This window comes from Brevibacterium ihuae (assembly GCF_900184225.1).
GTDB classification, from domain to species: domain Bacteria; phylum Actinomycetota; class Actinomycetes; order Actinomycetales; family Brevibacteriaceae; genus Brevibacterium; species Brevibacterium ihuae.
Genome location: NZ_FXWZ01000002.1, coordinates 401,543 through 426,698, shown reverse-complemented (window position 1 = coordinate 426,698; position 25,156 = coordinate 401,543). Strand labels below are relative to the sequence as shown.

Annotated in this window: 20 protein-coding genes, 1 tRNA gene and 2 pseudogenes; 7 read left to right on the top strand and 16 right to left on the bottom strand. The window is 72.0% G+C overall.

The window, feature by feature from the left end:
- Positions 1 to 30: 30 nt before the first annotated feature.
- From C1A17_RS01900 to C1A17_RS01880, 5 genes are all read right to left on the bottom strand, one after another.
- The gene (locus C1A17_RS01900; protein ID WP_101650197.1) at positions 31 to 771 is read right to left on the bottom strand and encodes a hypothetical protein; all 741 of its coding nucleotides are present in this window, start codon (positions 769 to 771) and stop codon (positions 31 to 33) included.
- 102 nt (positions 772 to 873) lie between these two features.
- Positions 874 to 961, bottom strand: a tRNA-Leu gene (locus C1A17_RS01895).
- A gap of 106 nt (positions 962 to 1,067) precedes the next feature.
- The gene (locus C1A17_RS01890) at positions 1,068 to 1,928 is read right to left on the bottom strand and encodes a MaoC/PaaZ C-terminal domain-containing protein (RefSeq protein WP_101650195.1); all 861 of its coding nucleotides are present in this window, start codon (positions 1,926 to 1,928) and stop codon (positions 1,068 to 1,070) included.
- Position 1,929: 1 nt separating this feature from the next.
- Positions 1,930 to 3,291 carry a 3-oxoacyl-ACP reductase gene (locus C1A17_RS01885; protein ID WP_101650193.1) on the bottom strand — a complete coding sequence of 454 codons (1,362 nt, stop codon included), beginning with the start codon at positions 3,289 to 3,291 and terminating at the stop codon, positions 1,930 to 1,932.
- The gene (locus tag C1A17_RS01880) at positions 3,288 to 4,577 is read right to left on the bottom strand and encodes an acetyl-CoA C-acetyltransferase (protein WP_101650191.1); all 1,290 of its coding nucleotides are present in this window, start codon (positions 4,575 to 4,577) and stop codon (positions 3,288 to 3,290) included. The genes C1A17_RS01885 and C1A17_RS01880 overlap by 4 nt, the downstream gene beginning before the upstream one ends.
- Positions 4,578 to 4,641: 64 nt before the next feature.
- On the opposite strand from C1A17_RS01880, the gene C1A17_RS01875 reads away from it, so the two are divergent.
- Both C1A17_RS01875 and C1A17_RS01870 read left to right on the top strand, forming a co-directional pair.
- Positions 4,642 to 5,238 (top strand): TetR/AcrR family transcriptional regulator, encoded by a 597-nt coding sequence (locus C1A17_RS01875; protein WP_101650189.1) that lies wholly within the window; start codon positions 4,642 to 4,644, stop codon positions 5,236 to 5,238.
- Positions 5,235 to 7,292, top strand: a complete 2,058-nt coding sequence (locus tag C1A17_RS01870) for an acyl-CoA dehydrogenase family protein (RefSeq protein ID WP_101650187.1) — start codon at positions 5,235 to 5,237, stop codon at positions 7,290 to 7,292. The genes C1A17_RS01875 and C1A17_RS01870 overlap by 4 nt, the downstream gene beginning before the upstream one ends.
- A 30-nt stretch (positions 7,293 to 7,322) precedes the next feature.
- Here C1A17_RS01870 and metX read toward each other — a convergent pair whose 3' ends face one another.
- From metX to C1A17_RS01840, 6 genes are all read right to left on the bottom strand, one after another.
- The gene (gene metX, locus C1A17_RS01865; RefSeq protein WP_101650185.1) at positions 7,323 to 8,432 is read right to left on the bottom strand and encodes a homoserine O-acetyltransferase MetX; all 1,110 of its coding nucleotides are present in this window, start codon (positions 8,430 to 8,432) and stop codon (positions 7,323 to 7,325) included.
- A 5-nt stretch (positions 8,433 to 8,437) separates the two neighbouring features.
- Positions 8,438 to 9,748 (bottom strand): bifunctional o-acetylhomoserine/o-acetylserine sulfhydrylase, encoded by a 1,311-nt coding sequence (locus tag C1A17_RS01860; RefSeq protein WP_245873373.1) that lies wholly within the window; start codon positions 9,746 to 9,748, stop codon positions 8,438 to 8,440.
- Between the two features lie 119 nt (positions 9,749 to 9,867).
- Positions 9,868 to 13,269, bottom strand: coding sequence for an error-prone DNA polymerase (locus tag C1A17_RS01855; protein WP_101650181.1), 3,402 nt, complete (start codon positions 13,267 to 13,269; stop codon positions 9,868 to 9,870).
- The gene (locus C1A17_RS01850) at positions 13,266 to 14,912 is read right to left on the bottom strand and encodes a DNA polymerase Y family protein (RefSeq protein WP_101650179.1); all 1,647 of its coding nucleotides are present in this window, start codon (positions 14,910 to 14,912) and stop codon (positions 13,266 to 13,268) included. The genes C1A17_RS01855 and C1A17_RS01850 overlap by 4 nt, the downstream gene beginning before the upstream one ends.
- Positions 14,913 to 14,982: 70 nt before the next feature.
- Positions 14,983 to 15,717, bottom strand: coding sequence for a porin (locus C1A17_RS01845; protein ID WP_101650177.1), 735 nt, complete (start codon positions 15,715 to 15,717; stop codon positions 14,983 to 14,985).
- Positions 15,718 to 16,163: 446 nt separating this feature from the next.
- On the bottom strand, positions 16,164 to 17,828 hold the full coding sequence (locus C1A17_RS01840; protein ID WP_180953187.1) for an HNH endonuclease signature motif containing protein: 1,665 nt from the start codon (positions 17,826 to 17,828) through the stop codon (positions 16,164 to 16,166).
- A gap of 414 nt (positions 17,829 to 18,242) precedes the next feature.
- On the opposite strand from C1A17_RS01840, the pseudogene C1A17_RS01835 reads away from it, so the two are divergent.
- A pseudogene (locus tag C1A17_RS01835) lies at positions 18,243 to 18,701 on the top strand (tRNA (cytidine(34)-2'-O)-methyltransferase); the annotation flags it as partial.
- A 130-nt stretch (positions 18,702 to 18,831) separates the two neighbouring features.
- A complete protein-coding gene (locus C1A17_RS01830) occupies positions 18,832 to 19,656 on the top strand; it encodes a PfkB family carbohydrate kinase (protein WP_101650173.1) in 825 nt (274 codons plus the stop codon).
- A 96-nt stretch (positions 19,657 to 19,752) separates the two neighbouring features.
- Here C1A17_RS01830 and C1A17_RS01825 read toward each other — a convergent pair whose 3' ends face one another.
- Positions 19,753 to 20,010 carry a type B 50S ribosomal protein L31 gene (locus tag C1A17_RS01825; RefSeq protein WP_101650171.1) on the bottom strand — a complete coding sequence of 86 codons (258 nt, stop codon included), beginning with the start codon at positions 20,008 to 20,010 and terminating at the stop codon, positions 19,753 to 19,755.
- 181 nt (positions 20,011 to 20,191) lie between these two features.
- Between C1A17_RS01825 and C1A17_RS01820 the strand changes: the two genes are divergently transcribed.
- Positions 20,192 to 20,740, top strand: coding sequence for a YbaK/EbsC family protein (locus tag C1A17_RS01820; RefSeq protein ID WP_219618246.1), 549 nt, complete (start codon positions 20,192 to 20,194; stop codon positions 20,738 to 20,740).
- Between the two features lie 59 nt (positions 20,741 to 20,799).
- On the opposite strand, the gene C1A17_RS01815 is transcribed toward C1A17_RS01820, so the two are convergent.
- Positions 20,800 to 21,381, bottom strand: coding sequence for a TetR family transcriptional regulator (locus C1A17_RS01815; protein WP_101650167.1), 582 nt, complete (start codon positions 21,379 to 21,381; stop codon positions 20,800 to 20,802).
- 128 nt (positions 21,382 to 21,509) lie between these two features.
- Between C1A17_RS01815 and C1A17_RS01810 the strand changes: the two genes are divergently transcribed.
- A complete protein-coding gene (locus C1A17_RS01810) occupies positions 21,510 to 21,911 on the top strand; it encodes a VOC family protein (protein WP_101650165.1) in 402 nt (133 codons plus the stop codon).
- Here C1A17_RS01810 and C1A17_RS01805 read toward each other — a convergent pair.
- The 3 genes and pseudogenes from C1A17_RS01805 to C1A17_RS01795 all read right to left on the bottom strand — a co-directional run.
- Complete coding sequence (locus C1A17_RS01805; RefSeq protein ID WP_101650163.1) at positions 21,908 to 22,909, bottom strand: IS481 family transposase; 1,002 nt, start codon at positions 22,907 to 22,909, stop codon at positions 21,908 to 21,910. The genes C1A17_RS01810 and C1A17_RS01805 overlap by 4 nt on opposite strands.
- 97 nt (positions 22,910 to 23,006) lie before the next feature.
- Entirely contained in the window at positions 23,007 to 23,834 is an 828-nt protein-coding gene (locus tag C1A17_RS01800) for a phosphatase (RefSeq protein WP_101650161.1), read from the bottom strand.
- Positions 23,815 to 24,297: pseudogene (locus C1A17_RS01795) on the bottom strand (TrmH family RNA methyltransferase); the annotation flags it as partial. The gene C1A17_RS01800 and the pseudogene C1A17_RS01795, both read right to left, overlap by 20 nt.
- 222 nt (positions 24,298 to 24,519) lie before the next feature.
- Here C1A17_RS01795 and C1A17_RS01790 point away from each other — a divergent pair.
- Positions 24,520 to 25,107, top strand: a complete 588-nt coding sequence (locus C1A17_RS01790) for a recombinase family protein (protein WP_101650158.1) — start codon at positions 24,520 to 24,522, stop codon at positions 25,105 to 25,107.
- The last annotated feature ends 49 nt before the right edge of the window (positions 25,108 to 25,156 follow it).

The window sequence follows — 25,156 nt, the reverse complement described above, 5'->3', positions numbered from 1 at the left end:
GGGCGATGACGGATCCGAGCCTAGCGCGCCTCAGCCGCGGAACCCGATCCACAGCAGCCAGCCGCCGCCGGCGAGGCACGCGATGATCGGCAGCAGCGGAGCGAGCGGCCAGCGGCGCGGTGCGCGCGAGGAGAAGCGCGCCTGGAGCCGGGCGAGGAGCTCGGGGGCGGTGCGGGTGAGGACGAGGGGCAGCCAGGCGGGCGCTGCGACGACGCCGATGACGACGAGCAGCATGGGGATCTTCCACCACACCTCGACGGGGGCCGAGCCGATGTCCTGCGTCACCGCGACATAGAGGGGCAGGGTGGTGTAGTTCGTCGCCATCGTCGCCGCGCCCCACACGAGCGTGCCCCGGCTGCGGACCTCGCCGACGGCCTCGAAGGCCTCGGTGGCCGGGGAGCGCGCGGCGCTCGACCCGGTGTGCACGGACGCCCGGCGGCGCGCCTGCTCCGCCCCGTACTGCCGGGCGAGGTAGATGCCGTAGAGCACGAGCACCGCGCCCACCGTCACCTGGAAGACCCCGGAGAGGATCTCGCGCTCGATGAGGGCGGTGAGGCTCGCGCCGAGGATGCCCGCGCTCACCGTTCCGATCGCGGCGAGGACTGCCGCGCAGCCGAGGACGAAGCGCCGACCGGCGCGCGGTGACATCGAGGTGGCGATCGTCGTGGCGGTGATGAAGACGACCGGGCTCACCGCGGCGATGAGCATGAGCGGGGTGATCTCGAGGAGCAGGGCGAGCAACGCGCGCGAGGTGTCCGCCACCTGCTCCATGCCCGTCCCCCTCGATCCCGATCGTGGCTCGAGTCTAGGGGAGGACCCGGACGGTTCCGGGAAAGCAACAGGCCCCGGATCTCTCCGGGGCCTGTGTTCCTGTGCGCGAGGGGGGACTTGAACCCCCACGCCCGATAAATTGGGCACTAGCACCTCAAGCTAGCGCGTCTACCAATTCCGCCACCCGCGCAGGCAACAGATAGAACTCTACACACTGTCCCGCCTCTGTACAACCGGATCGGCCCGGATGTGGCGCATGTCATATCCGGGCCGATCCAACCGCCGTTTCAGTGCCCTCAGAGCGGGCGCACGGCGGCGAGGAGGTGCGGTTTCCCGGACTTCGGGCTCCACACCGCGTAGTCGAGGCCGCCGTCGGGTTCGCGGCTCGTCACGCGGTAGCCGACGGTCGCCGGCAGCACGACGGGCTTGGCGAACTCGAACTCCCAGCGGAACGCGTCGAGCGTGACGCCGGCGGAGGCGAAGCCGCGCGCCGCGGTGTACATCCCGTGCGCGATCGAGCGCGGGAAGCCGAACGCCTTCGCCGCGAGCGGGTTGAGGTGGATCGGGTTGAAGTCGCCGGACACCCGAGCGTAGCGCGGGCCGACACCCGGGTCGAGGCGCCATTCCGCGGTCGGCACCGGAGCGGCGAACTCGGTGCGCTCCCGAGCGGGGGCCGGCGCGGCCTTGGGCAGCTCGACGCCCTTCGCGAGGCACACCCAGGTCTCGTCGAAGACCGGCTGCCCCGCGACCGCACCGCGCACCCGCATCCCGATCTCGGTGCCCCGCGGATGCGTGCGGGCGGGTTCGGCGCTCACCGTGAGGCTGAGCTGCTCGCCGACGAGGACCGGTCGGAACTGGGTGAACTCGGTGCGGATGTGCACCATGCCCATGACGGGAACCGGGAACCCCGGATCGGTCATCAGACGCATGCTCGACGGGAACCCGAGGACGTGGAGGTAGGCCGGCGGGACCCGGTTGGCCACCGGCGCGCCGACGACCCGGCAGAACCGGGCGACGGCGGAGGGGTCGATCGTCAGCGTCTCGGTGAGCTCGCGCGCCGGCACCCTGCCGCTCCCGCGGCGTCCCGGGAGCATGCCGAGCACCGCCCGGCCGTAGACCGGGAGCATCGAGGCGGGCTTCTTCTCATCCGTGGTCATGTCACGCCCCCACCATGTTCTGCCCGCACACCCGGAGCACCCGGCCGTTGATCCCGCCGGCGGAGTCGGACACGAGGTAGGCGATCGCCTCGGCGACGTCCTGCGGCGTGCCGCCCTGCTGGAGGCTCGACACCCGACGGGCGAGCTCCCGGGTGAGGGTCGGCATCCGCGCGGTCATCTCGGTCTCGATGAAGCCCGGCGCCACGGCGTTGATCGTGCCGCCGAGCGCGGCGAACCCGTGCGCGGCGCCGGCGGCCATGCCGATGACGCCGGCCTTCGAGGCCGCATAGTTCGTCTGCCCGCGGTTGCCGGCGATGCCCGAGGTCGAGGCGAGGGACACGACGTGGGGTCGCTCACCCCACGCGCCGAGCTCGGTGAGGGTGTCGTTGATCCGGAGCTGCGATGCGATGTTGACCTCGAGCACCGCGTTCCACCGCGCCTCGTCCATGTTCGCGAGGAGCTTGTCGCGGGTGATCCCCGCGTTGTGGACGAGGATGTCGATCCCGCCCGGCACATGCCCGGCGATCGTCCGTCCGGCGGTCGGAGCAGTGATGTCGAGCTGGATCGCCACTCCCCCGATCGCGTTCATGGTCGCAGCGAGCGCATCGCCGGCGGCCGGCACATCGACGCCGTACACCCGGGCGCCGTCGCGGGCGAGCGCGGCGGCGATCGACGCCCCGATCCCGCGGGCGGCACCGGTGACGACCGCGCTGCGGCCCGTGAGGGGTGCTCCGGCGAACTCGACGGCGGTGAGCCCGGTGCCGGTCGCGGAGTCGACGGTGATGAACTGCCCGGACACGTAGGCGGACTTCGCCGAGAGGAGGAACCACAGCGCCGACACCGCGGACGGCGCGGTGACGTCCGCACCGTCGAGGACGATGCCGTTGGCCGTGGCGCCCGCCCGCAGCTCGTGCGCGAGCGAGCGGGTGATGCCGGTGACGCCGTGGCGCGCCGCGTTCGCCGCCGCACTCGAACCGGCAGCGGCGTCCGCGGTGAGCCCGGCGGCCTCGGACACGGTGATCACCCGTCCGCAGCGGGCGAGCTGCTTGATCCCCTGACCCATCGCGAGGGCGACGGGACCGAGCTCGCCGGGCTCCTCGACCCCGGTGAAGACGCCGATGATCGCCGAGAGCGTCTGCCCGGGGGTGGCGGTGCGGACGACCTCGAAGTCGTTGGCGAGGAGGAGCTCGGAGATGAGGTCGGCGCCGGCGGTGGGACCGACGACGAGGATCGGCTCGCGCAGGTAGCCGTGGGCCGGATCCGCCGGGTCGAAGCGTCGGAGCTCGACCGGCGCGGGCAGCCCGAGGCTCTTGACGATGCCCTTGAGCGGGCCGTTGACGAAGGAGATGTACCGATCGCTCATGCCGAGGCCCCTTCCACGATGGCGGTGAGACCCTGGCCGCCGGCGGCGCAGATGGAGACGAGCGCGCGCCGCTTCCCGGTCTCGGCGAGGTGCTTGGACACGCTCGCGATGATCCGGCCGCCGGTCGCCGCGAAGGGATGTCCGGCGGCGAGCGAGGAGCCGAGCGGGTTGAGCCGCTCGCGGTCGATCGAGCCGAGGGCGGCGGGCAGGCCGAGCACCTCCCGGCAGTACTCCTCGCTCTCCCAGGCCGCGAGGTGGCAGAGCACGGTGGAGGCGAAGGCCTCGTGGATCTCGAACACGTCGAAGTCCGCGAAGGTCAGCCCGTTGCGCGCGAGCAGCCGCGGGACGGCGTGGGCGGGCGCCATGAGCAGCCCCTCGTTCCCGTCGACGAAGTCCACCGCCGCGGCCTCCGCGTCGACGATGTAGGCGAGCGGTGCGAGGCCCTGTTCGGCGGCCCACTCCTCGCTGCCGAGCAGCACGGTCGAGGCGCCGTCGGTGAGCGGCGTGGAGTTGCCGGCGGTCATCGTCGGCTCGCCCGGCAGTCCGTTGCCGAACACCGTGCGCAGTCTAGCGAGCGATTCCACGGTGGAATCGGGACGCAGGTTGGTGTCGCGGGTGACGCCGAGGTACGGGGTGACGAGATCGTCGAAGAACCCGCGGTCCCAGGCGGCGGCGAGGTTCCGGTGGGAGGCCGCGGCGAGCGCATCCTGCGCCTCCCGGGTGATGCCCCATTCGGCGGTGGAGAGCGCCTGGTGCTCCCCCATCGACTTCCCGGTGCGCGCCTCGCCGGTGCTCGGCGCCTGCGGCGCGAGGTCGGCCGGGCGGAGCCGGGACAGCGCCTTGAGGCGCTGCGGGAGCGACTTCGCGCGCGACACCTCGAGCAGGATGCCGCGCAGCTCCTCGCTCACGACGATCGGGGCGTCGGAGGCGGAGTCAACGCCGCCGGCGATCCCGGAGTCGATCTGGCCGAGCCTGATCTTGCCGGCGATCGAGACCACCGCCTCGAGCCCGGTGGCACAGGCCTGGCCGAGGTCGAACGCCGGGGTCTCGGGGCTGAGCGCGGAGCCGAGCACCGCCTCGCGGGTGAGATTGATGTCCTTCGAGTGCTTGAGCACCGCGCCTGCGGCCACCTCGCCGAGGCGACGGCCGGCGAGACCGTGGCGCGCGACGAGGCCGTCGAGGGCGCTCGTGAGCATGTCCTGGTTGGACGCGTGCGCGTACTCCTTGTTTGAGCGGGCGAACGGGATGCGATTGCCGCCGAGGACGGCGGCCTTGCGAAGCGTCATGCTTCCCTCCTGGGAATGCCGGAACGATTAACCGGTACCGACAGTACCTGATACTGTGGGACCCATGAAACCCGTCACATCGGACGGCCGCTCCGCACGCTGGGACGACCACCGGCGGCGACGACGCCGCGAGCTGCTCCGCACGATCCGCCATGTCATCGACGAGCACGGCGCCGATCTCTCGATGGATGAGATCTCCGCCCGCTCGGGCACGACGAAGACCGTCCTCTACCGCTACTTCGGGGATCGCGGCGGCCTCCAGGCGTGCATGGGCGACTGGGCGATGGACGTCATCCGCCGCTCGCTCGCCGAGGCCCCGGCCCCGGCCGGCGACCGGCGCGCCGCGCTTGCCGGCATGATCGACGCCTTCACCGCGCTCGCCGCCGGCTCCCCCGCCGTCTACCGCTTCTGCGACTCCGCGCTCGCCCGCAGCGCCGGGGCGCCTGCTCGCGGATTCCTCGCCGACGTCACCGACCTGCTGTGCGTGCGCATGGGACTGACCGGGGACTCCGAGATCCTGTGGGCCGACGGCGCCATCGGATTCGTCCGCTCGTGCACGGAGCGCTGGCTCCACGACCCGACCGACCGCACGGATTTCACCGACCGACTCACCACCTGGCTCTGGGATTCCAGCCGATCCTTCATGGAGGTACACCGATGACCCGCAGCAAGACCCCCCTCACCCTCGATCCCGCCGTCCTCGGCGCGCTCCTCGACGGCGCCTGGGCGGCGGAGCGCCGGCGCGGCCGCGCGCTCGTCGAGCACCCCGACGCGATCCCCCCGGTGACGGGCGACCTCGACGAGCTCCGCGCCGCGACCCTGCGCGGGGTCAAGGCGCTCGCGGAGTCCGGGGCGACCTTCCGCTCGCTGCCCGAGGAGCTCGGCGGCGCGAACGACCACGCCGGGTACGTCGCGGCCTTCGAGGAGGCGGTCACCGCCTCCCCCAGCCTGCAGATCAAGGCCGGGGTGCAGTTCGGCCTGTTCGGCGGTGCGATCCAGCACCTCGGCAACGCCGAGCAGCACGCGCAGTGGCTCCTGCCCGCCCAGCGCGCCGAGCTCCTCGGCTGCTTCGCGATGACCGAGATCGGGCACGGCTCCGACGTCGCCTCGATCGGCACCACCGCGGTCTACGACCCGGAGGAGCAGGAGTTCGTCATCACCACCCCCTTCCGCGCGGCGACGAAGGAGTACATCGGCAATGCGGCCGCGCACGGCCGGGCCGCGGTGGTGTTCGCCCAGCTCGTCACCGCCGGGGTCGACCACGGCGTGCACGCGCTGTTCGTCCCGATCCGGGACGAATCCGGCGTCCCGCTGCCGGGCGTGACGATCGAGGACGACGGCCGCAAGGGCGGGCTCCTCGGCGTCGACAACGGCCGGCTGAGCTTCGACGGCGTCCGCGTCCCGCGGACGAACCTCCTCAACCGCTACGGCGATGTCGCTCCCGATGGCACCTACTCCTCGCCGATCGACTCCCCCGGGCGGCGCTTCTTCACCATGCTCGGCACGCTCGTGCAGGGCCGCGTGTCGCTCGACGGGGCCGCCGTCGTCGCGGCCAAGCTCGGCCTCGACATCGCGATCCGCTACGGCCTCGAGCGGCGCCAGTTCACCGGGGCCGACGACACCGAGGAGGTCGTCCTCCTCGACTACCAGCAGCACCAGCGTCGGCTCATGCCGCTGCTCGCGGAGACCTACGCCAACGGCATCGCCCACGAGGTGCTGCTCGAGTCCTTCCAGCAGGTGTTCTCCGGCACCGACGACTCCGACGAGGCCCGGCAGGTCCTCGAGACCCAGGCGGCCGGGTTCAAGGCCGTCTCGACCTGGTCCGCGCTCGACATCCTCCAGGAGTGCCGCGAGGCGTGCGGCGGCGCCGGGTTCATGACGGAGAACCGGCTCACCGGCCTGCGGTCCGACCTCGACATCTTCGTCACCTTCGAGGGCGACAACACCGTGCTGCTCCAGCTCGTCGGCAAGCGGCTGCTGGGCGACTACGCGGCGGAGTTCAAGAACATCGACTTCGGCGGGGTCGCCCGCTTCATCGGCACGCAGGCCGCCGAGCACTCGCTCTACCGCTCGGGCCTCGCGAACGTCGGGCGGACGATCGGAGAGGTCCTCACCCCGGGGCTCACCGAGCGCCGCATCCGGTCCGGCAGGCTCCAGCAGATGCTCCTGTCCGCGCGCGTCGACACCATGGTCGCCGAGCTCGCGGGCAACCTGCGGCCTGCGGCGAAGATGTCGCGGGCCGATGCCGCGGCCCTGCTCAACGAGAACCAGCACGAGCTCATCGAGGCCGCGCGCGCCTACATCGAACTCCTCAAATGGGAGGCGCTCGACACCGCGCTCCACTCCCTCGACGACGACCCTGCGCGCGCCGACGAGGCGAAGGCGCTCCGCCGCATCCGCGACCTCTACGGGCTCACGCTCATCGAGCGGAAGATCGGCTGGCACATCATGTACGGTCGGCTGTCGATGAACCGGGCGCGCCAGGTGGGGCCGACCATCAGCCGCCTGTGCACGAAGCTCGCGGGCAATGCCGCCGACCTCGTCGCGGCGTTCGGCTACGGACCCGAGCACCGGCGCGCGACGATCGCCGAGGGCATCGAGGCCGAACGTCAGGCGGAGGCGCGGGAGCACTACCGACGGGCCCGCGCGCAGGCCGACCACCCCGTCGACGAGAAGGTGCTCCACGCCGCCCGGAAGACCGCGGCCCGGAGTTGAGCACGGGCCGCGCCCGCGGTCCGCGCGGCCTCAGGATTCGAGGAACGCGCGGACCAGCTGGCCGACGGCCCGCCCCTCGGTGAGGAAGCCGTCGTGGCCGGCCCACGAGTCGATCGTGTGGTGGGCGACGGTGCCGGGGAGCGCCTCGGCGAGCTGCGCCACCTGGCCCGGCGGGTAGAGCCGATCGGAGGACACGCTGATGACCTGGAAGGCGCTCGTCGCGTGCGCGAGCGCCTGACCGAGGTCCTGGCTCCGTCCGCGGCGCACGTCGTGGTCGCGCAGCGCGCCGGTGAGGACGCGATAGGACTCCGCATCGAAGCGCCCGACGAGCTTCCGGGCCTGGTGATCGAGGTAGCTCTGGATCGAGTAGTACGTGTCCGGCGCCCCGGCCGGACGCGGGAACTGCCGGGTGTTCGCGAACCGGTGGTTGAGCTCGGTGTCGGCCCGGTACGTCAGATGGGCGATCTGCCGCGCCAGCCCGAGTCCCGCCGTCGGGAACCGGCCGAGCGCGGCGTAGTCGCCCCCGCAGTAATCGGGGTCGAGCTCGATCGCCTGGATCTGGGCGTGCGCCCATGCGATCTGGTCGGCGTCGGAGTACGCGGGGGCCGCGAGCACCGTGGCCCGCTGCACCCGCTCGGGCGCCATGAGGGCGAACTCGAGGGCGCGCGCCCCGCCCATCGACCCGCCGATCACCGCGTGCCACGACGCGATCCCGAGCCGGTCGGTGAGCGCGATCTCCGCGGCGACGAGGTCGCGGATCGTCAGCGCGGGGAACCGGGAGCCGTAGGGCAGCCCGTCGGCGTGCGTCGTCGTCGGCCCGGTGGTGCCGCTGCACCCGCCGAGCGCGTTGGCGCACACGACGAAGAACTCGTCGGTGTCGATCGCCCGCCCGGGACCGATGACCTCCTCCCACCAGCCGGGGGCGAAGGACCGCGGGTGCTCGGCGGTGGCGGGCTCGGCCACGCCGGAGGTCGCGTGGGCGTCGCCGGTGAGCGCGTGCTCGATGAGCACCGCGTTCGTCCCCGCGGCGTTGAGCGTGCCGAAGGTCTCGAAGGCGATGTGCATCTCCTCGAAGACGTACCCGGATTCGAGGTGGTGATCGGTGAATCCGGCGAGTCCCGTGCGCCCGGCGACCGGCATGGCGCTCAGCCGCGCGCGGCGGCGAAGCCCTTCTCGAGGTCGGCGATGATGTCGTCGATGCCCTCGATGCCGACCGCGAGCCGGACGAGGCCCGGGTTGACGCCGGCCGCCGCCTGGGCCACCTCATCGAGCTGGGAGTGCGTCGTCGAGGCGGGGTGGATGACGAGCGAGCGGACGTCGCCGATGTTCGCGACGTGGGAATGGAGCTCGAGAGCGTCGACGAACCGCACCGCGGCATCGTAGCCGCCGGCGATGTCGAAGGACAGCACCGAGCCCACGCCCTTGGGCAGGTACTTCTGCGCGAGCGCGTGCCACGGGCTCGACGGCAGGCCGGCGAAGGCGACCCGCTCGACCTGGGAGTGCGCCTCGAGCCACTCGGCCACGGTGTTCGCGTTCGCGACGTGGCGCTCGATGCGGAGGCTGAGCGTCTCGAGCCCCTGGGCGATGAGGAACGCGTTGAAGGGGGCGGCGGCCGGTCCGAGGTCGCGCAGCAGCTGGACGCGGGCCTTGATGCCGAAGGACACGTTCGCGCCGAAGGCGGAGTCCGGTCCGAGGTCGCGGGCGTAGACGATGCCGTTGTAGGACTCGTCGGGGGTGTTGAAGCCCGGGTAGCGCTCGGGATCGGCGGAGAAGTCGAAGCGCCCGGCGTCGACGATGACTCCGGCCATCGCCGTGCCATGGCCGCCGAGGTACTTCGTGGCGGAGTGGATGACGAAGTCCGCGCCGTGCTCGATCGGCCGCACGAGGTAGGGCGTGGCGAGCGTGTTGTCGACGATGAGCGGCACGCCGGCGGCATGGGCGGCCTCGGCGACGGCCGCGATGTCGAGGACGTCGGAGCGCGGGTTCGACACCGACTCGCCGAAGAACGCCTTGGTGTTCGGCTGCACCGCGGCCTTCCAGGACTCGATGTCAGAGGGGTCGGAGACGAAGGTCGTCTCGATGCCGAGCTTGCGCAGGGTGACGTGGAAGAGGTTGTACGTGCCGCCGTAGAGGCTCGGGCTCGCGACGATGTGGTCCCCGGCGCCGGCGAGGTTGATGATCGCGAGGAACTCCGCGGACTGGCCGGAGGCGAGGAGCAGCGCCTGGACGCCCCCTTCGAGGCTCGCGATCCGCTCCTCGACCACGGCGACGGTGGGATTGCCGAGGCGGGTGTAGATCGGTCCGAGGTCGGCGAGGGCGAAGCGGTCGGCGGCGGTCTTCGCGTCGTCGAAGACGAAGGACGTCGTCTGGTAGATCGGCAGCGCGCGGGCTCCGGTCTGGGAGTCGGGGGTCTGCCCGGCGTGCACCTGGCGGGTCTCGAACGCGAGTTCGCTCATGTCTTCCTCCTCGAAGCTGTTCCGGCCACTCTCGCCCTTGCGCCGGTCGGCGGCGCCGGGGAATGTCATCTTCGCGTCATCCGACGTCACATTGCGTCATATCAGCGGGCTGCGTGCGCTCAGCGGAAGTCCCGCGACCGGGCGGGGAGCTGCACGTCGAGCGGGATGAGACGGTGCGCGTACAGGCTCACCACCGATCCCGCGCGCTGGAGCAGACCGGTGATGACGAGGGTGCTCCGGCTCGTCGAGATCGGGGCGAAGCGCTTCATCAGACCCGGGGTGCACACGACGTTGAGCATCCCGAACTCGTCCTCGATGTTCATGAAGGTGATGCCGGAGGCAGTGGCCGGACGCTGCCGGTGCGTGACGATCCCTGCGACGGTGATGCGCGAGCCGTCGGCGGCGGCCCGCGCGTCCGCGGTCGAGGCGTACCCGCGGGCGGTGAGCGCGCCGCGCAGGCCCGCGGTGGGATAGCCGTCGACGGTGAGCCCGGTGGCGAACAGCTCGGCGAGGGTGACGTCGAACGCACTCATGAGCGGCAGCGCGGGCGCGGCGCTCACCGGCGCGGTCCCCGGCAGCACCCCGGGCCCGGAGCCGGCGAGGGCTCCGGCGATCCACAGCGCCTGCCGCCGGTCGAGGCCGAAGCCCGCGAAGGCCCCGGCGGTCGCGAGCCCCTCGAGCACCCGCACCTCGACCCCGGTGCGGTGGGCGAGATCGGCGATCGAGGCGTAGGGCCCGGCGGCCTCGCGCTCGGCGACGACGGCGGCGCCCGCGCCGCCCACCTCGCGCACGGACTCGAGCCCGATCCGGATGGCGAACCCGCCGCGGGAGTCCGCGTCCGCCTCGAGGTCGGCCTGCGCGGCGGAGGCGTTGATGTCGACCGGGCGGATCCGCACCCCGTGGCGGCGGGCGTCGGCGATGAGCGACTGCGGCGAGTAGAAGCCCATCGGCTGGGCGCGCAGGAGTCCGGCGGTGAAGGCCGCGTGGTGGTGGCGCTTGAACCAGGCCGAGTCGTAGACGAGGTTCGCGAAGCTGATGGCGTGGCTCTCGGGGAACCCGTAGTTGGCGAAGGCGGCGATCTTGTCGAAGATCGCCTGCGCGATGTCCGGGGCGACCCCGCGGGCGGCGCACCCGGCGTGGAAGCGCTCGGCGAGCTGCGCCATCCGCGCCGCCGACCGCCTGGCCCCCATCGCCCGCCGGAGCTCGTCGGCATCGGCCCCGGTGAAGCCGGCGACATCGATCGCGATCTGCATGAGCTGCTCCTGGAACAGCGGCACCCCGAGGGTCTTGCCGAGCGCGTTCTCGAGGAGCGGATGGAGGTGCTCGACGGGCTCGAGCCCCTGGCGGCGACGGATGTAGGGGTGGACCGATCCGCCCTGGATGGGCCCGGGGCGGATGAGCGCGACCTGCACGGCGAGGTCGTAGAAGGTGCGGGGGCGCAGCCGCGGGAGGGTCGCGAGCTGGGCCCGGGACTCGACCTGGAACACGCCCACCGCGTCGGCCTCGCAGAGCATGTCGTACACCTCCGCGTCCTCCTGCGGGATCGCCGCGCGGTCGATGCGCTCGCCGGTGTGCCGGGCGATGAGGTCGACCATCTCGTGGAGGGCGGTGAGCATGCCGAGGCCGAGCAGGTCGAACTTGACGAGGTCCATCGCCGCGCAGTCGTCCTTATCCCACTGGACGACGGTGCGGTCGTCCATCGTCGCCGGCTCGATGGGCACGACCTCGCCGATCGGCCGGTCGGCGAGGATCATCCCGCCGGAGTGGATGCCGAGGTGGCGGGGGGTGCCGAGGAGCCCGCCGGCGACCTCGAGCACCTGCGCGGGCACGGCGGTGTCCGCCGGGTCCGGCAGGGTCGACCAGCGGTGGATGCCCTTGGAGAAGGCGTCCTGCTGGCCGGGGTCGTAGCCGAGCGCGGCCGCGGCGTCGCGCACCGCGGACTTCGCCCGGTAGGTGATGACGTTGGCGACCTGGGCGGCGCGGTGGCGGCCGTAGCGCCGGTAGACGTACTGGATGACCTCCTCACGGCGGCCGGACTCGATGTCGATGTCGATGTCGGGGTAGCCGGCCCGGTCGGGGGCGAGGAAGCGGTCGAAGAGGAGGCGGAACCGGACGGCGTCGACCGCGGTGATGCCGAGCACGAAGCAGACCGCGGAGTTCGCCGCCGAGCCCCGGCCCTGGCAGAAGATGTCCTGCTCGCGGCAGAAGCGGGCGATGTCGTGGACGATGAGGAAGTAGCCGCAGAACCCCATGGTCCCGATGGTGTCGAGCTCCCGGTCGAGCTGCTCCCAGGCGCGCGGATGCTCCGCCCGGGTGCCGTAGCGCCGGAGCCCGCCCTCCTCGACGAGGCGCCGCAGGTGCTCCGCCTCGCCGACCCCGTCGGGGATCGGGGCGGCGGGCAGCCCCGCCCGGGCGGCGGTGAGCTCGAAGGCGTGGTCCTCCGCGAGCCGGACGGCGGTGTCGAGGGCGGCGGCGGGGAAGCGCTCCCGCATCTCCTCCCCCGTGTGGATGCGGGCCGAGGCGGTGGGCGGCAGCCAGCCGGCGACCGCGTCGAGGGAGCGGCGGGAGCGCACGGCGGCGCGCACCTGGGCGTCGGCGAAGCGGGCGCGGGTCGCGTAGTGGACGGCGTTCGTGGCGACGACGCGGACCCGGGCGCGGTGCGCGAGCTCGCACAGGTGGGCGATCCGCGCATCGTCGGTGGGCAGGCCGTGGCGGGGGAGCTCGACGACCACCCGGTCGCGGCCGAACTCGGCGACGAGGCCGCGCAGCGCGCCGAGCCCGCCGTCGGGGTCGGCGAGGTGCGGGAGCAGAGGCCCCTTGCGGCAGCCGGTGAGGACGGTCCAGTCGTCGGCGGATGCCGCGAGCCGCTCCCGGTCGAACACCGGCCGGGTCTTCTCGCCGGCCAGCGCCCCGGCGGTGAGGGCGGCGGACAGGGCGCGGTAGCCGGCGACGCCGCGGGCGAGCACGAGGAGGTGCTCGGCGCGCGGATCGACCTGTCCGGGGATCTTCTCCGCCAGCCCGAGGGAGAGCTCGGCGCCGAAGACCGTGGGCAGCGCCGCCTCGGCCGCGGCCTGGGCGAACCGGACTGCGCCGTAGAGCCCGTTGTGGTCGGTGAGGGCCATCCCGGTGAGCCCGGCCCGCTCACCGACGGCGACGAGCTCCTCCGGCTCCGAGGCGCCGTCGAGGAAGCTGAAGTCGGAGTGCACGTGGAGCTCCGCCCACGGGATGCGGGCGGGCAGGAGCGCGGGGGCGCCGCGCGGCGGGTGCGGGCGCGCGCCGTCGGGACAGCGGTCCTGATCGCGGTCCCGGTAGCGGTCGGGGCGGGAGAACGCCGGGGCGTCGGACCCGTCGGCCCCGGCGTAGCGGGACGGGCCGTCGGAGCCGCCCGGCCCCACCGAGACGGGTCCCGGGTCCTGCTCGGGAGCGCGCGGACCCACCCCGGGCGCTTTCGGATCCGGCCGGCCCGAGAGCCGCCGCTCGAGCTCGGACCAGGGGGTGCGCGGGTTGAAGAAGCGGTTCATGCGTACCGCCCGGTGAGGTACCAGCGGCCGCTCTCCTTGCTCAGGAGATAGGCGGCGCCGGATTCGGTGACGACCTGGAGCCGCACTCGGTACTGGGCCGTGCTCCGGTCCCACCAGCCGGCCTCGACCGGCCAGGCCGCGGAGTGATCGACCACGCGCAGCGTCCCCGCACCCGGGATCCGGAGCTCGGCGGGGGCGGCGTCGAGCCCGGAGGGACGGGCGACGACCGTGATGCCGCGGGCATCGAGCAGGTCGACCGGGGTGCGCTCGACGAGGGTCGGCCGCGGGGCCGGGAGCGCACCCGGCCAGGGGGCCGCGGGATCGCGCTCCGGCTGCGGCCGCTGCTGCCACGGGGTCCAGAGATTCGTCTCCGCGGGATCGCGACCGCCTTGCAGACCGGGGACGAGCACGGAGTCCGGCCCGAACAGGCCCTGGAGCCGTTCGAGGGTGTGCGCGATCCGCCCGGGGTGCTGGTCGAACAGGCTCTGCTGGGTGCCGAGCGGGCTGAGGAGCTCGGCGGCGGCGAGCTCGATCGCGCAGATCCCGTCCTCCCCCGTGACCGCGGTGGGATCCGGGCCGGGGTCCTCCTCCGGCTCGGTGCCCCGGCGGCCGGTGCGCTGTCTTCTCCCGACGGGGCCTCCCGCGGCTGCTCCTCCCCCGGCGGGCGGGGCACCGGAGAGTCCTCCCCCGGCGAGCCAGCCCTCGGCCTGCCAGCGGAGGCGGTCGGCGATCATCGACTCGTCCATCCCCTCGAGCCGCCACGTGCGTCGGCAGGTCTCCCCGGTCACCGCGGTGAGCTCGATGCCCACCTGGGTGCACACGAGACCGGCGGCGCGGACGGCGCCGAGCAGGTCCGCCGCGAGCGCGCGGGCGCGGAAGGAGAGGACGTCGCCGCGGCCGCTCGGCGGTTCGAGCGGACTGCTCACCCGGAACTCCCGGGCGCGGACGTGATCGACGGGGATGCGGTCGGGCAGGCCGCGGGCGAGCCGCCGGGCGCGCTGCCCGAGCGTGCCGAACCGGGCATGGACAGCGGATTCGGACAGCCGGGCGAAGGCGCCGAGCGTGGTGAGGCCGAGCCTGCCGAGCAACGGGACGAGCGCGCCGTAGGCGTGGGCGTCGACCGCAGTGAGCGAGGAGATCGGGAGCGGGGCGAGGAAGGCCGCCGTCCGTCCGGGCGGCACCCGGGTCGCGGTGCGGGAGGCGAGCAGGGCCGCGAAGGCGGTGTCGGCGACGCCGGGGAAGAACTCCCAGCCGGTGGCGTCGGTGAGGCCGGTGAGGAGCGCTTCGACGGCGGACTCCTCCATCGGATGGGTGCGGCGGAGCGAGGCGACCGGGATGCTCACCACGCCCGGGGACAGGAGCGTGAACCGGGCGACGAGCTCCTCGAGCACGCCGACCCCGGCGGCGAACACCCGGTGGTCGACCTCGGGGTCCCACGGCATGACCTCGAGCGCGGGGCACCGCAGCCGGGCGGAGCGGGTATTGAGGCCGGTCTCCACGCCCGCGGCGCGCGCCGCGGCGCTGCAGGAGATCACGCGTCCGGCGCGCAGCACGGCGATCGGGGCGGCGGATCCCAGCCCGTGCGCGATCCCCGCCGCCGTCGCCGGCCAGTCGGGCACCGCGAGCACGAGAGTGCGGTGCACGGAGTCCGACCGGTCCGATGCGGACGCAGGTGCGGGGGGGTCAGGTGCGGGGGCGGGCGCGGTATCAGGGTCACTCGACACTGCGGATCCTCGGTTCCGGAGGGCCTGCGTCGGCCGGGAGCACCACAGCCGCCGGTCCCATGGCCGGCCCCCTCGCCGGGGCAGGACGCTCGGCCCGGCCGGAGGCTGCGGGAAGGAGGAGTGTGTGCGTTCCGGTGCGTGCGGCGCGCACGGTGATCGTGCACTGCTCCAAGCGGCCGCTGCCGTGATCGGTCCCCTCCCAGCGGAGGCCGCCCACGCGCAGGCGCTCCCCCGCGCCGGGGACGTCCTCGAGGGTGATGAGGGTCATCCGCCGTTCGCGGACCTTGGCCAGCAGTCGCTGCCTCTCGCCCGGGGAGGCGTCGAAGCCGGGGCGGACGATGAGGATGTCGAAGGATTCGACGAGGATCGAGGTCACCCGCAGCCAGTCCTGCGCCGGGGTCCGGAGACTGACGAAGTGCGCGAGGTCGATCCCGAGGTCCGCGACCCCGGCGACGGCCGGCTCCCCCATCCCGAGCGCCGCGCACCACAGCTGCTCCCGGGTGGCGGCCGCGCAGGCGGCCAGCGCGAGGGAGAACGCGTGCTCGCCGGTGACGGCGACGATCTCCCCGCGCGGCAGCCCTCCGCGCCGGAAGAGCGGGGCGAGAGGCGCGTCGACGGGATGCGGCGGACAGCCCGCGAACAGCTCGGAGGCCGTCCGGATCCCCGGCAGGCGCGTGAGCTGTTCGGTGAGCGCACTCATCGAGTGCGCGGGTTCGGCGGACATGCATCCAGTATCGAACGTCAGTTCTAATCATTCAAGCGGGATTCGCAACCCGTTCGAATCCCTGTTCGAACAGACCGAGTGAGCACTCCGTTCGAACGGCCGGATCGACCACCGCGGCCGCCCCCGCGACGGTCTCCCAGCCCCCTCGTTCCACTCCCCGACCCGCGTCCCACTCCCCGCCCCGTGGGGGCATCATCCGCTCCGCGCAGGTCGAGCACGTCCCCGTGGGGACGTGTCCGACGCGCGCCGGCGGGACCACGACCGGAGGCATCCACGGATTCCGGATAGGAACGGCGAACGGGCGAGGCCGCAGCGCAGAGTGCAGAGCGCAGGGGGTGCAGGAGCGCTTAGTGCAAGGGAGTGCAGGAACGCTGAGCGCAGCAGAGCGATGGGCGCCCTGGAGTACCGAGGGAGCCCGCAGCATGACATTCCCGCGGCGCGACTCCTCATGCAGCCCGGTGCGCCGCTTCACCCTCCTCGACATGCCCCTCGATATGTCCCTCAGCCTCCCCCTCGGCCTGCCCTTCTGCCAGGAGGCGGGCCGCGTCGAAGATCCAGCGGACGCACTCGCCCAGGTCGAAGCCCTCTCCCCCGCCGAGGGTGCGGATGCGATCCGGCTCCACGGCATCGGGGCCCTGATTCTCGGAGGCTTGCTGGAGTGTTCCGGCGGACCGCTCACCGGACCGGATCCGGTACGCGTCCGACCAGCGGAACCAGGCGCTGTCGAAGACCGCGACATCGCTCCCGGCACTCGGCTCCGGCATAAGGTCCGCACCGTCGACCGTGAAGACGAAGCGCCTCGCCGCCGCAGATGCAGAAGGGACCGCGGATGCGGAAGGTGCCGCACATGCCGCATCCATGGACGGGGGCGAGGACGGCACCGCCCGGGTGATGACCACGGCATGCTCGTGGACCGCGATGTGATGCGAGCGGCACAGGAGGAGCATGCCGTCGACGTCCGTGCTCCCACCCGCGGACCACGGTCGGATGTGGTGCGCTTCGAGCAGACGGGTGCGAGAGCACCCGGGGAACTGGCAGCCGACGTCCCGGATGGCGAGTGCGCGGCGCTGCCGGTGGGAGGCGAGCCGCCGCGTCCGCCCCAGCGCGAGCACATCGCCCGATCCGTCGAGCAGCGCTCCGACCAGTGGCGCGGAGCAGACCATCCGTCCGACGACGGCGGCGGACACCGGCCCGTACCCCTCGATGTAGGCGGTATCGGGCGCCTCACCCACGGGTCCCTCGCCCTCGGGCACTTCGACCGTCGCGCGGGTCCCCGCCGCCGCATCGACCGTCAACTCTTCGGCACCCGCCCTTTCGGTCACCGGCTTCGCAGCTTTCGGCCCCGTTCCCTCGGCTCCGCTTCCCGCTGCGGCCACGGTCCCGACCGCGGCGTGGACGTAGACCTCGGCGCGGCGGGAGGTCGCCCCGCCCTCACCCGGGCTCCGCGCTCCCCGCCGCACGAGATCGAGGAGTCGGTCGACGCGCGAGATCGGTTCCGCAGGAGCCACCTGCTCGCCGTCACCATCACTCTCGGCACCGGCCTCCCCGGCGCCAGCTCTCACCGTGCGATCGACCGCCGCTTCGACGAGCGCGAGCAGTTCGGCCGCCTCCGGCTCGGGGAGCTCGATGACGATCCGCGCCCGATCGCCGGGCAGCGGTTCGACCCGGAGCACATCACCGGGCAGCGACCGCACATCCTGCTCCGGGTCCGGTGCGATCCGGCGATAGGTGGAGACCATGCGTGAGAGCTGGGCCGAGGTGGCGTACCGACACATCCGGGCGGCCTCGTCCGCATCGATCCGACCGGCGAGGCGGGTGATCTCCCGCACCTTCGAGTACGACACGCGCCCCTCCCCGAACAGCCGGGCCACCTCGGGGAGCTCGCGCAGTCCGCGTGCCACTCGGATGTACTCGCGAGCGGTGTGGGGCGTCATCTCGCACGCGTACGCCACCCAGTGCGCGAAGCTCCGGATGCCGACCCACCCCTCCCACGCCCGCTCCTGCTCGATGCGATCGAGCAGCGCGATGAAGCCCGCCTGGCACTGGGCGATCCGGGCCGCGGCGCGGCGCACCTCTGCGACGAGCTCGGTGCGCTCCGGTCCCTCCTGCACCGCGCCGCCGCCGGAATCACGCCCGAGCGCCGCACTCTCCTCCGGTTCCGCACCGTCCGGTCGATGCACACCGGCCGGGCCCTGCGCACGACCACCTCCGTGCGGGCCGCCCGGTCTGCGGGCACCGGTCGGATCGCCCGTGCCAACAGGGCCGGCCATCGCAATCCCCGTCGTCGTTGTCATCGCCGCTGCCGTCGCTTCCGACCCCGCAGTCATCGTTCCCATCTCCGTCACCGTCGTCATGTCATCACGCTATCGCCACCCACTGACACGGTTGATCGCCCCTGTTCTATTACGGTCGAAGCCCTCAGCTCCCGCCCGGCGCCATCCCGATCCGCGTCCCCGCTGTGACGTCCCCGCTGTGACGTCGTCAGCGGGCGCACCCGGGCCGCCGCGCACTACACTTGCTCCGTGATGAACCTGAGCATCGTGTTCTGCACCCCCGAGATCCCGGGCAACACCGGCAATGCGATCCGACTCGCCGCGGTCACCGGGGCGCACCTCCATCTCGTCGAGCCGCTCGGCTTCGACCTCTCCGACGCCAAGCTCCGCCGCGCCGGACTCGACTACCACGACCTCGCCCACGTCACCGTCCATCCCGACCTCGACGACCTGTGGGCGACGCTCGGCGACCGCCGCGTCATCGCCTTCACCGCACAGACCGACACCCGCTTCCATGAGGTCGAGTACGCCTCCGACGACGTCCTCCTGTTCGGCCGCGAGTCGGTCGGGCTGCCCGCCGAGGTGCTCGCCGACGACCACGTCGACCTCGCCGTCCGCATCCCGATGCAGCCCTCCCGGCGCTCCCTCAACCTCGCGAACGCCGCCTCGATCGCGGTCTACGAGGCATGGCGCCAGCTCGGATTCCCCGGGGGGACGTGGGCCCGCCCCGGCATCGCCCCGCCGGACCGCCCGGAGCGGAGTAGAGTAGGGCGATCGCAGAGAACCGCACCCAGCGGCCGAAACCGCGCGCTGCGCCCACCCACCACGGAAGGACCCCCACATGACCCCTCGCGCTCTCACCGTCGCCGGCTCCGATGTCTCGGGAGGCGCCGGGATCGCCGCCGACCTCAAGATGTTCGAGGAGTACGGCGTTTTCGGCACTGCCGCGGTGACGTGCATCGTCACCTTCGACCCGGAGGACTCCTTCGGCCACGTCATCGAGTTCTTGGAGCCCGAGGTTGTCAACCGCCAGCTCGACTCCGCGCTGGCCGTCCACGACTTCGATGTCATCAAGTCGGGCATGCTCGGTTCGGTGGAGTCCGCCCTCGTCCTCGCCGAGCGCCTCCGCGACAACCACCTGCCCTACGTCTTCGATCCGGTGCTCGTGTGCAAGGGGGTGGGCACCATGGTCGATCTCAAAGATCTCTTCGTCGAGAACCTCGTCCCGCTCGCCACGGTCATCACCCCGAACCTCGAGGAGGCCGCGACGCTCACCGGCTCCGACGAGCTCACGAGCGTCGATGCCATGATCGAGGCCGCGCGGGCGATCCACGCGATGGGCGCGGCGAACGTCGTCGTCAAGGGCGGCGCCCGGCTCGCGGGCGAGGACGCCGTGGACGTGCTCTTCGACGGCTCGGACGTCACGGTGTTCAGGGCGAAGAAGGTCAACGACCACCTTGTCAACGGCGCCGGGTGCTCCTTCGCCTCGGCGATCGCCGCCGGCATCGCGACCGGGCTGTCCGTGCCCGACGCGGTCGGCCGTGCCAAGGAGATTGTCGCCCACGGCGTCGCCGGTGCGATCGAGAACGCGACCGGGGTCCGCTCGCTGCTCCACCCCGCCGCGCGCTGCTCCCCGCACGGATCGATCACCATCGCGCGCGACTGAGCATCCACGCGCGCGGAGCAGTGAACAGCGGAGGGCCCCGGGAACATCTCCCGGGGCCCTCCGCTGTCGTCTCGGACGCTCTGTCTCAGGCGTGCGTCACTTGCGCTTGCCGAAGCCCTTGTAGCGATCCTTGAACTTCTCGACGCGGCCGGCGGAGTCGAGGATCCGCTGCTTGCCGGTGTAGAAGGGGTGCGAGGCCGAGGAGATCTCGACGTCGATGAGCGGGTAGGTGTTGCCGTCCTCCCACTCGATGGTCTTCTCGCTCTTCACGGTGGAGCGGGTGAGGAACTTGGTGCCGGAGGCGAGGTCGTTGAACACGACGGTGCCGTACTCCGGGTGGATGTCCTTCTTCATGAATGTCCTTCGCGTTGAATTCCTGTGAGCCCCTGGTGCGGATCCGCATCCGCCTGCCAGTGCTCAAATTCGATCGGTCCACGGAGGACCGACGATCCACTCTACCCGACTCGCTCCCCGGTCGCGAAACACGGACACGCCCGGAAGCAGGGACGCGCCCGGACGTAGGCTGGACCGCATGATGTGGACGATCCTCCCCGAGACCGTGACCCCTGTGCCCGCCCGCGAGACCGCGGACCTCGTCGCCGGCCCCACCGCCGAGGCGCTCGCCGCGCTCCCCGCCGACCTCACCGCCGAGGTGTTCCCCATCGACCCCGAGCTCGCGGACACCGCCGCCCTCACCGAGGCGTACGATCTGCGGCCGGAGCACTCGGCGAACTGCGTGCTCGTCGCCGGCACCCGCGCGGGCGAGGAGCGCATCGCCGCGTGCCTCGTGCTCGCCCACACGCGGGCCGACGTCAACAAGCGCGTCAGGAAGCTCCTCGACGTCCGCAAGGCCTCGTTCCTGCCGATGGACCGCGCGGTCGAGGAATCCGGGATGGAGTACGGCGGCATCGGGCCGATCGGGCTCCCCGCCGGCTACCGGCTCCTCGTCGACGCCCGCGTCGTCGCCGCCTCCGAGGTCATCATCGGCTCCGGCATCCGGGGCTCGAAGATCATCCTCCCGGGATCCGAGGTCGCGCGCCTCCCCGGCGCCGAGGTGATCGAGGACCTCGCGCTCGAGGTCTGAGTCCGGAGATTCCGCCCGGACGTACGCCGGAACGGGGACCGGCGCAGGGGACGCCGCGCTCAGCCCGCCTCGACGCCGCGCAGGAGCTGGTCGAGCGCTGCGTGCGCCTGCTCCCGGGCCGTACTCGCGCCGGAGCTGCGCGACACCCAGAGCGCGAGCTCGTTCATCGCCCCGGACAGCCCGGCCGCGATCGCCTCGCGTCGTCCCTCCGGCACCCCGGCCGCAGTGAGCGCATCGGACAGGTGCGCTCCCGCATGCTCGGCATCGAGTCGCCGCCACTCGTCCCAGCCGAGCGCCGCCGGCGCATCGACGAGAAGGATGCGCGCCGCGGAGACCGAGGTGATGGCGTCGAGGAAGGCATGCGAGCCGGCGCTCAGCTGCCGGAACGGGTCGGCCCCGGCCTGCTCGGCCGCTTCCACGACCGCTTCGGCCACCCGCGACTGCAGGTGTGCGGCGACCGCGTGGAACAGCCCTGCCCTGTTCCGGTAGTGGTGGTAGACCGCGCCGCGCGTCACCCCCGCATCACTCGCCACGTCTTCGAGCGCGACCTGCGCGAATCCCTCGCGCGCGAAGAGGGATTCGGCGGAGGCACGGATCTGTTTCGCGGTGCGGAGCGCATCGGTGACAGAGGCACGGGGCATCGACAGTTCCTTTACGTACACGGTGTATGTATGCTGAACACGTTACGTACACAGTGTACGTAACACCGGCGCATCCGTCACCGGATCCTCCGGTCCACCCGACCCCGCATCCCCGCGAGGAGACCCTCATGACCGTCACCGGCTGCTACCCAGTCCTCATGACCCCCGATGTCGCCCGGACGGCGGCCTTCTACCGGGAGGTGCTCGGCTTCACCCCGACGTTCGCCGCGGACTGGTACGTGAGCATGCGGCTCGGCGACCACGAGCTCGCCGTGCTCCGCTTCGACCACCCCACCGTTCCCGAACCCTTCCGGGCGGTCCCGCGCGGCATCATCGTCAACATCGAGGTCGACGACGTCGACGCCGTGCACGAGCGCCTGACACGGGAGCACGGGCTCACCCCGGTCCTCCCACTGCGCGACGAGGACTTCGGTCAGCGGCACTTCATCGTCGCCGGCCCGGACGAGGTGCTCGTCGACATCATCCAGCCCATCGAGCCGAGCCCGGAGTTCGCCGCCGCCTTCGCCTAGATGTACTTCCCCGTGAGGTTGTGAACGCGGTCGGCTGGGGTGAGGCCTCCGATAGCGGTGTGGGCTCGATGCTGATTGTAGTCGTGGAGGAACGTCTCGTAGGCGGCTTCCCGCTCGGCTTCACTGGAGTAGGGCCTGGCGTAGGCCCATTCGACCATCAGGGTCCGGTTGAACCGCTCGGCTTTCCCGTTCGTCTGCGGCCGGCGAGGTCTGGTGCGCTTGTGCTTGATGTCTGGGCCGAGAGCTTGTCTGAAGTCGCCGGACCGGTAGCAGGACCCGTTGTCGGTCATCACCGCCTCCACGGTGACGCCGATGGTGTCGAAGAAGGCGTTCGCCCGGTTCCAGAAGCCGGCGGCGGTGTGTTTCTTCTCGTCGTCGAGGATCTCGGAGTACACCAGCCGGGAGTGGTCATCGACGGCGTGGTGCAGGTACCGATACCCGCGTGATGGGGACCCCTTCGCACGGGCCGCCTTGGTGCGGGCCGACTGCGCCCGCAGGTCCTGGACTGAACCGCGGCCGTGAGCCCGCCAGCCGCCGCCGTCGGGGATCCGGCCCAGCTTCTTGACGTCGACGTGGACCAGCTGCCCGGGAGCATCGACCTCGTAGCGGTGCGGTTGTGGTCGCCGCACCGGCAGCCCGGTGGCCTGATCGATGCACTCCAGCTTCGGCATCCGGTAGCGGGCCAGCACCCGTCCCACCGTCGACCGCGGGATGCCCAGGTGGTAGCCGATGCGGTGCGGACCCCACCGCTTGGTGAACCGCATGGCGATGATCCGCCGTTCGGTGCGCTGCGCCAGCCGGTGCGGGCTGCGGTGCGGACGGCTGAAGCGATCCTGCAGCCCGGCCCCGGATCGGTGGCGGCGCACCCAGCGGGACACGGTGGCCGGGGAGACCTGGAACCGTTCGGCCACGCGGCGCTGGGACCAGCCGGCCTCAACAACCAGGGCGACCATCCGGCGCCTACCCTCGACGGTCATCGGTGCATTACGGTGAGTCATGGAAGACCTCCGGTTCGAGTGAGTGTGGTTACCCACTTCGATATCGGAGGTCTTCTTTCACCTCAAATCCCGATCACAACCTCCCGAGGAAGTACAGCTAGGGCGCGATCCCCTCGGCGGGGAGGCCCGCGCGCCGCAGGATGAACTCGATGAGCGGCAGATAGAGCTGGGGCTCGATGTCGTCGTCGAGCGGGACGGCGACCTCGACCTGTCCCTGCGCCTCGGCGACGAACAGGGCCGGATCGTTGCAGTCGGCGAAGCCGATCGCGCGCAGCCCCTGCCCGCCGGCGTACCCGGCCCAGCCGTGGTCGGCGACGACGAGGTCCGGCGGGGCCTCGCCGCGCCGGGCGAGCTCGGCGAGCAGGTGCGCCACCGGTTCGGGCGAGTGGGTGTGCGGCACGCCGCCGTGCTGGTGCCAGACCCACACACCGCCGAGGTGGCGGACGTCTCCCCCGTCGGTGTCGACGGTGATCGGTCCGGTCGCGCGGACGACCTCGGCCCCGGCGGCCTCCGCGGCCCGTGCGAAGGCCTGGTGGACGGGCACCATGCCGGCCGGATGGCCGGAGCCGAAGAGGATCCGCCCGCCGCCGCGCGCCACCTCGCCGAGCACCGCTGCGAAGCGCGCGGACGCCGCGATGCACCGCTCGGTCGAGATCGTGTCCTGGCCGGTGGTGTGCGCGGGATCGGCGGAGATCCCGACGCGCTCGACCATGAGGTCGAAGACCGCTGCGTAGTCCCAGTCGCGGGTGAGCGGCACGCCGAAGTGGAAGTGCGTCTCCTGGTCGAGGAACCGCTGGATGTGGGAGAGGTTGCCCTCGCGCAGGGTGCCGACGTCCCCGGTGATCCGGGCGGACTCGAGGGCGCGGGCGAGCTCCGGCTCGGTCTGCTCAGCCGGAGCGGTGCGGTCAGTCGGTCGATTCTGCATCGTCGTCTCCGGGATTCGCTCGGATGGTCTCGCTCGATCGCTGTGGCCCGCTCGGCTGCAGGGCGTAGCAGGCGACCGCGGTCGCGGCGGCGACATTGAGGGAGTCGACGCCGTGGCCCATGGGGATGAGGACGGTTGAGTTCGCCGCGGTGATCGTCCTGCGCTGCAGGCCGTCGCCCTCGGTGCCCATGATGAGCGCTGTGCGCGCAGGAGCCCGCGCGGCGAACTCCCGCAGCGGCACCGAGTCGTCCTCGAGCGCGAGTGCGGCGGTGTGGAAGCCGAGTGCGTGGAGCCGGTCGATGTCTGCCGGCCAGGAATCGAGGCGCGTCCACGGGACCTGGAACACCGTGCCCATCGACACGCGGATCGCCCGCCGGTAGAGCGGGTCGGCGCTGCGCGGGGTGATGAGCACCGCGTCGACGCCCAGGCCTGCCGCGGAGCGGAAGATCGCGCCGAGGTTGGATGCGGTCACAGAGTGTTCTGGAGCGTTTCGGACCCGTGAGCTCAGTTCCTTCCGGTCGACGCACCGATGAACTGAGCATTACGTCTCCGCAGGTCAGGAGGTAAATACGGCCACTTGGTCGTCATTACCGGCCGGCTAGGAGTGTTCAATAAACCCTATGCACCTCACTCCCCCACCCACTGCCATGCTGCGACTGCGCAGCAGCGACCTGAGCTTGGGCTGATGGCGCTCATAGGACTCATCCAGGTCGGGGCAGACCCCCAGGACGCGAGATTGCAACGGCAAGTGCTCGAGCCGATCTGCTCGCGTCTCTTCGAGGATACAGCATCGCGTCGACGCCTGATCAAGAACCGCCCCGGGCTCCTCGCTGCTGTGACGGAGGTGGGCGACGGCGATGCACTCACCGTGACCCACGCACGAAGCCTGAGCACGAGCATGGTCGACGGGCTCGAGACATTGCTGGACCTCGTTGATCGAGGAGTCACAGTGAAGGTCCTCAAGGGCCTCGCCGCGGGCGAGCACACCGGAGATTCGGAGCTTCTTGCTGACATCCGCGAGCTCAGACAACTACGTCGTGAGCTTCAAAGCTCCCGCATCCGGGCCGGCATCCAGACGGCGCGGGAACACGGAGGCAGCCACGGCCGACCACGCACCATTAGCGACGAGACGCAGCGCGAGATTAGGATGCGGAGAGATCGAGGCGAGTCGTTGCGCAGCATCGCCGGAAGCGCTGGCGTGTCGATCGGAACCGCCCACCGCGTGCTGACGCAACGAGGGCCTAGTCAGGGGACGTTGTCCCCTCGGCCGTGAGCTGAGTCGGTAGCGCCATTGCCGCGTGGTGGAGCAATAGCTAGGAGAC

What these genes read in the sequence shown, in the direction of transcription:
- C1A17_RS01900 (WP_101650197.1), bottom strand. Translation starts at nt 771, where the DNA reads ATGGAGCAGGTGGCGGACACCTCGCGCGCGTTGCTCGCCCTGCTCCTC.
- C1A17_RS01890 (WP_101650195.1), bottom strand. Translation starts at nt 1,928, where the DNA reads ATGACCACGGATGAGAAGAAGCCCGCCTCGATGCTCCCGGTCTACGGC.
- C1A17_RS01885 (WP_101650193.1), bottom strand. Translation starts at nt 3,291, where the DNA reads ATGAGCGATCGGTACATCTCCTTCGTCAACGGCCCGCTCAAGGGCATC.
- C1A17_RS01880 (WP_101650191.1), bottom strand. Translation starts at nt 4,577, where the DNA reads ATGACGCTTCGCAAGGCCGCCGTCCTCGGCGGCAATCGCATCCCGTTC.
- C1A17_RS01875 (WP_101650189.1), top strand. Translation starts at nt 4,642, where the DNA reads ATGAAACCCGTCACATCGGACGGCCGCTCCGCACGCTGGGACGACCAC.
- C1A17_RS01870 (WP_101650187.1), top strand. Translation starts at nt 5,235, where the DNA reads ATGACCCGCAGCAAGACCCCCCTCACCCTCGATCCCGCCGTCCTCGGC.
- metX (WP_101650185.1), bottom strand. Translation starts at nt 8,432, where the DNA reads ATGCCGGTCGCCGGGCGCACGGGACTCGCCGGATTCACCGATCACCAC.
- C1A17_RS01860 (WP_245873373.1), bottom strand. Translation starts at nt 9,748, where the DNA reads ATGAGCGAACTCGCGTTCGAGACCCGCCAGGTGCACGCCGGGCAGACC.
- C1A17_RS01855 (WP_101650181.1), bottom strand. Translation starts at nt 13,269, where the DNA reads ATGAACCGCTTCTTCAACCCGCGCACCCCCTGGTCCGAGCTCGAGCGG.
- C1A17_RS01845 (WP_101650177.1), bottom strand. Translation starts at nt 15,717, where the DNA reads ATGTCCGCCGAACCCGCGCACTCGATGAGTGCGCTCACCGAACAGCTC.
- C1A17_RS01830 (WP_101650173.1), top strand. Translation starts at nt 18,832, where the DNA reads ATGACCCCTCGCGCTCTCACCGTCGCCGGCTCCGATGTCTCGGGAGGC.
- C1A17_RS01825 (WP_101650171.1), bottom strand. Translation starts at nt 20,010, where the DNA reads ATGAAGAAGGACATCCACCCGGAGTACGGCACCGTCGTGTTCAACGAC.
- C1A17_RS01820 (WP_219618246.1), top strand. Translation starts at nt 20,192, where the DNA reads ATGTGGACGATCCTCCCCGAGACCGTGACCCCTGTGCCCGCCCGCGAG.
- C1A17_RS01815 (WP_101650167.1), bottom strand. Translation starts at nt 21,381, where the DNA reads ATGCCCCGTGCCTCTGTCACCGATGCGCTCCGCACCGCGAAACAGATC.
- C1A17_RS01810 (WP_101650165.1), top strand. Translation starts at nt 21,510, where the DNA reads ATGACCGTCACCGGCTGCTACCCAGTCCTCATGACCCCCGATGTCGCC.
- C1A17_RS01805 (WP_101650163.1), bottom strand. Translation starts at nt 22,909, where the DNA reads ATGACTCACCGTAATGCACCGATGACCGTCGAGGGTAGGCGCCGGATG.
- C1A17_RS01800 (WP_101650161.1), bottom strand. Translation starts at nt 23,834, where the DNA reads ATGCAGAATCGACCGACTGACCGCACCGCTCCGGCTGAGCAGACCGAG.
- C1A17_RS01790 (WP_101650158.1), top strand. Translation starts at nt 24,520, where the DNA reads ATGGCGCTCATAGGACTCATCCAGGTCGGGGCAGACCCCCAGGACGCG.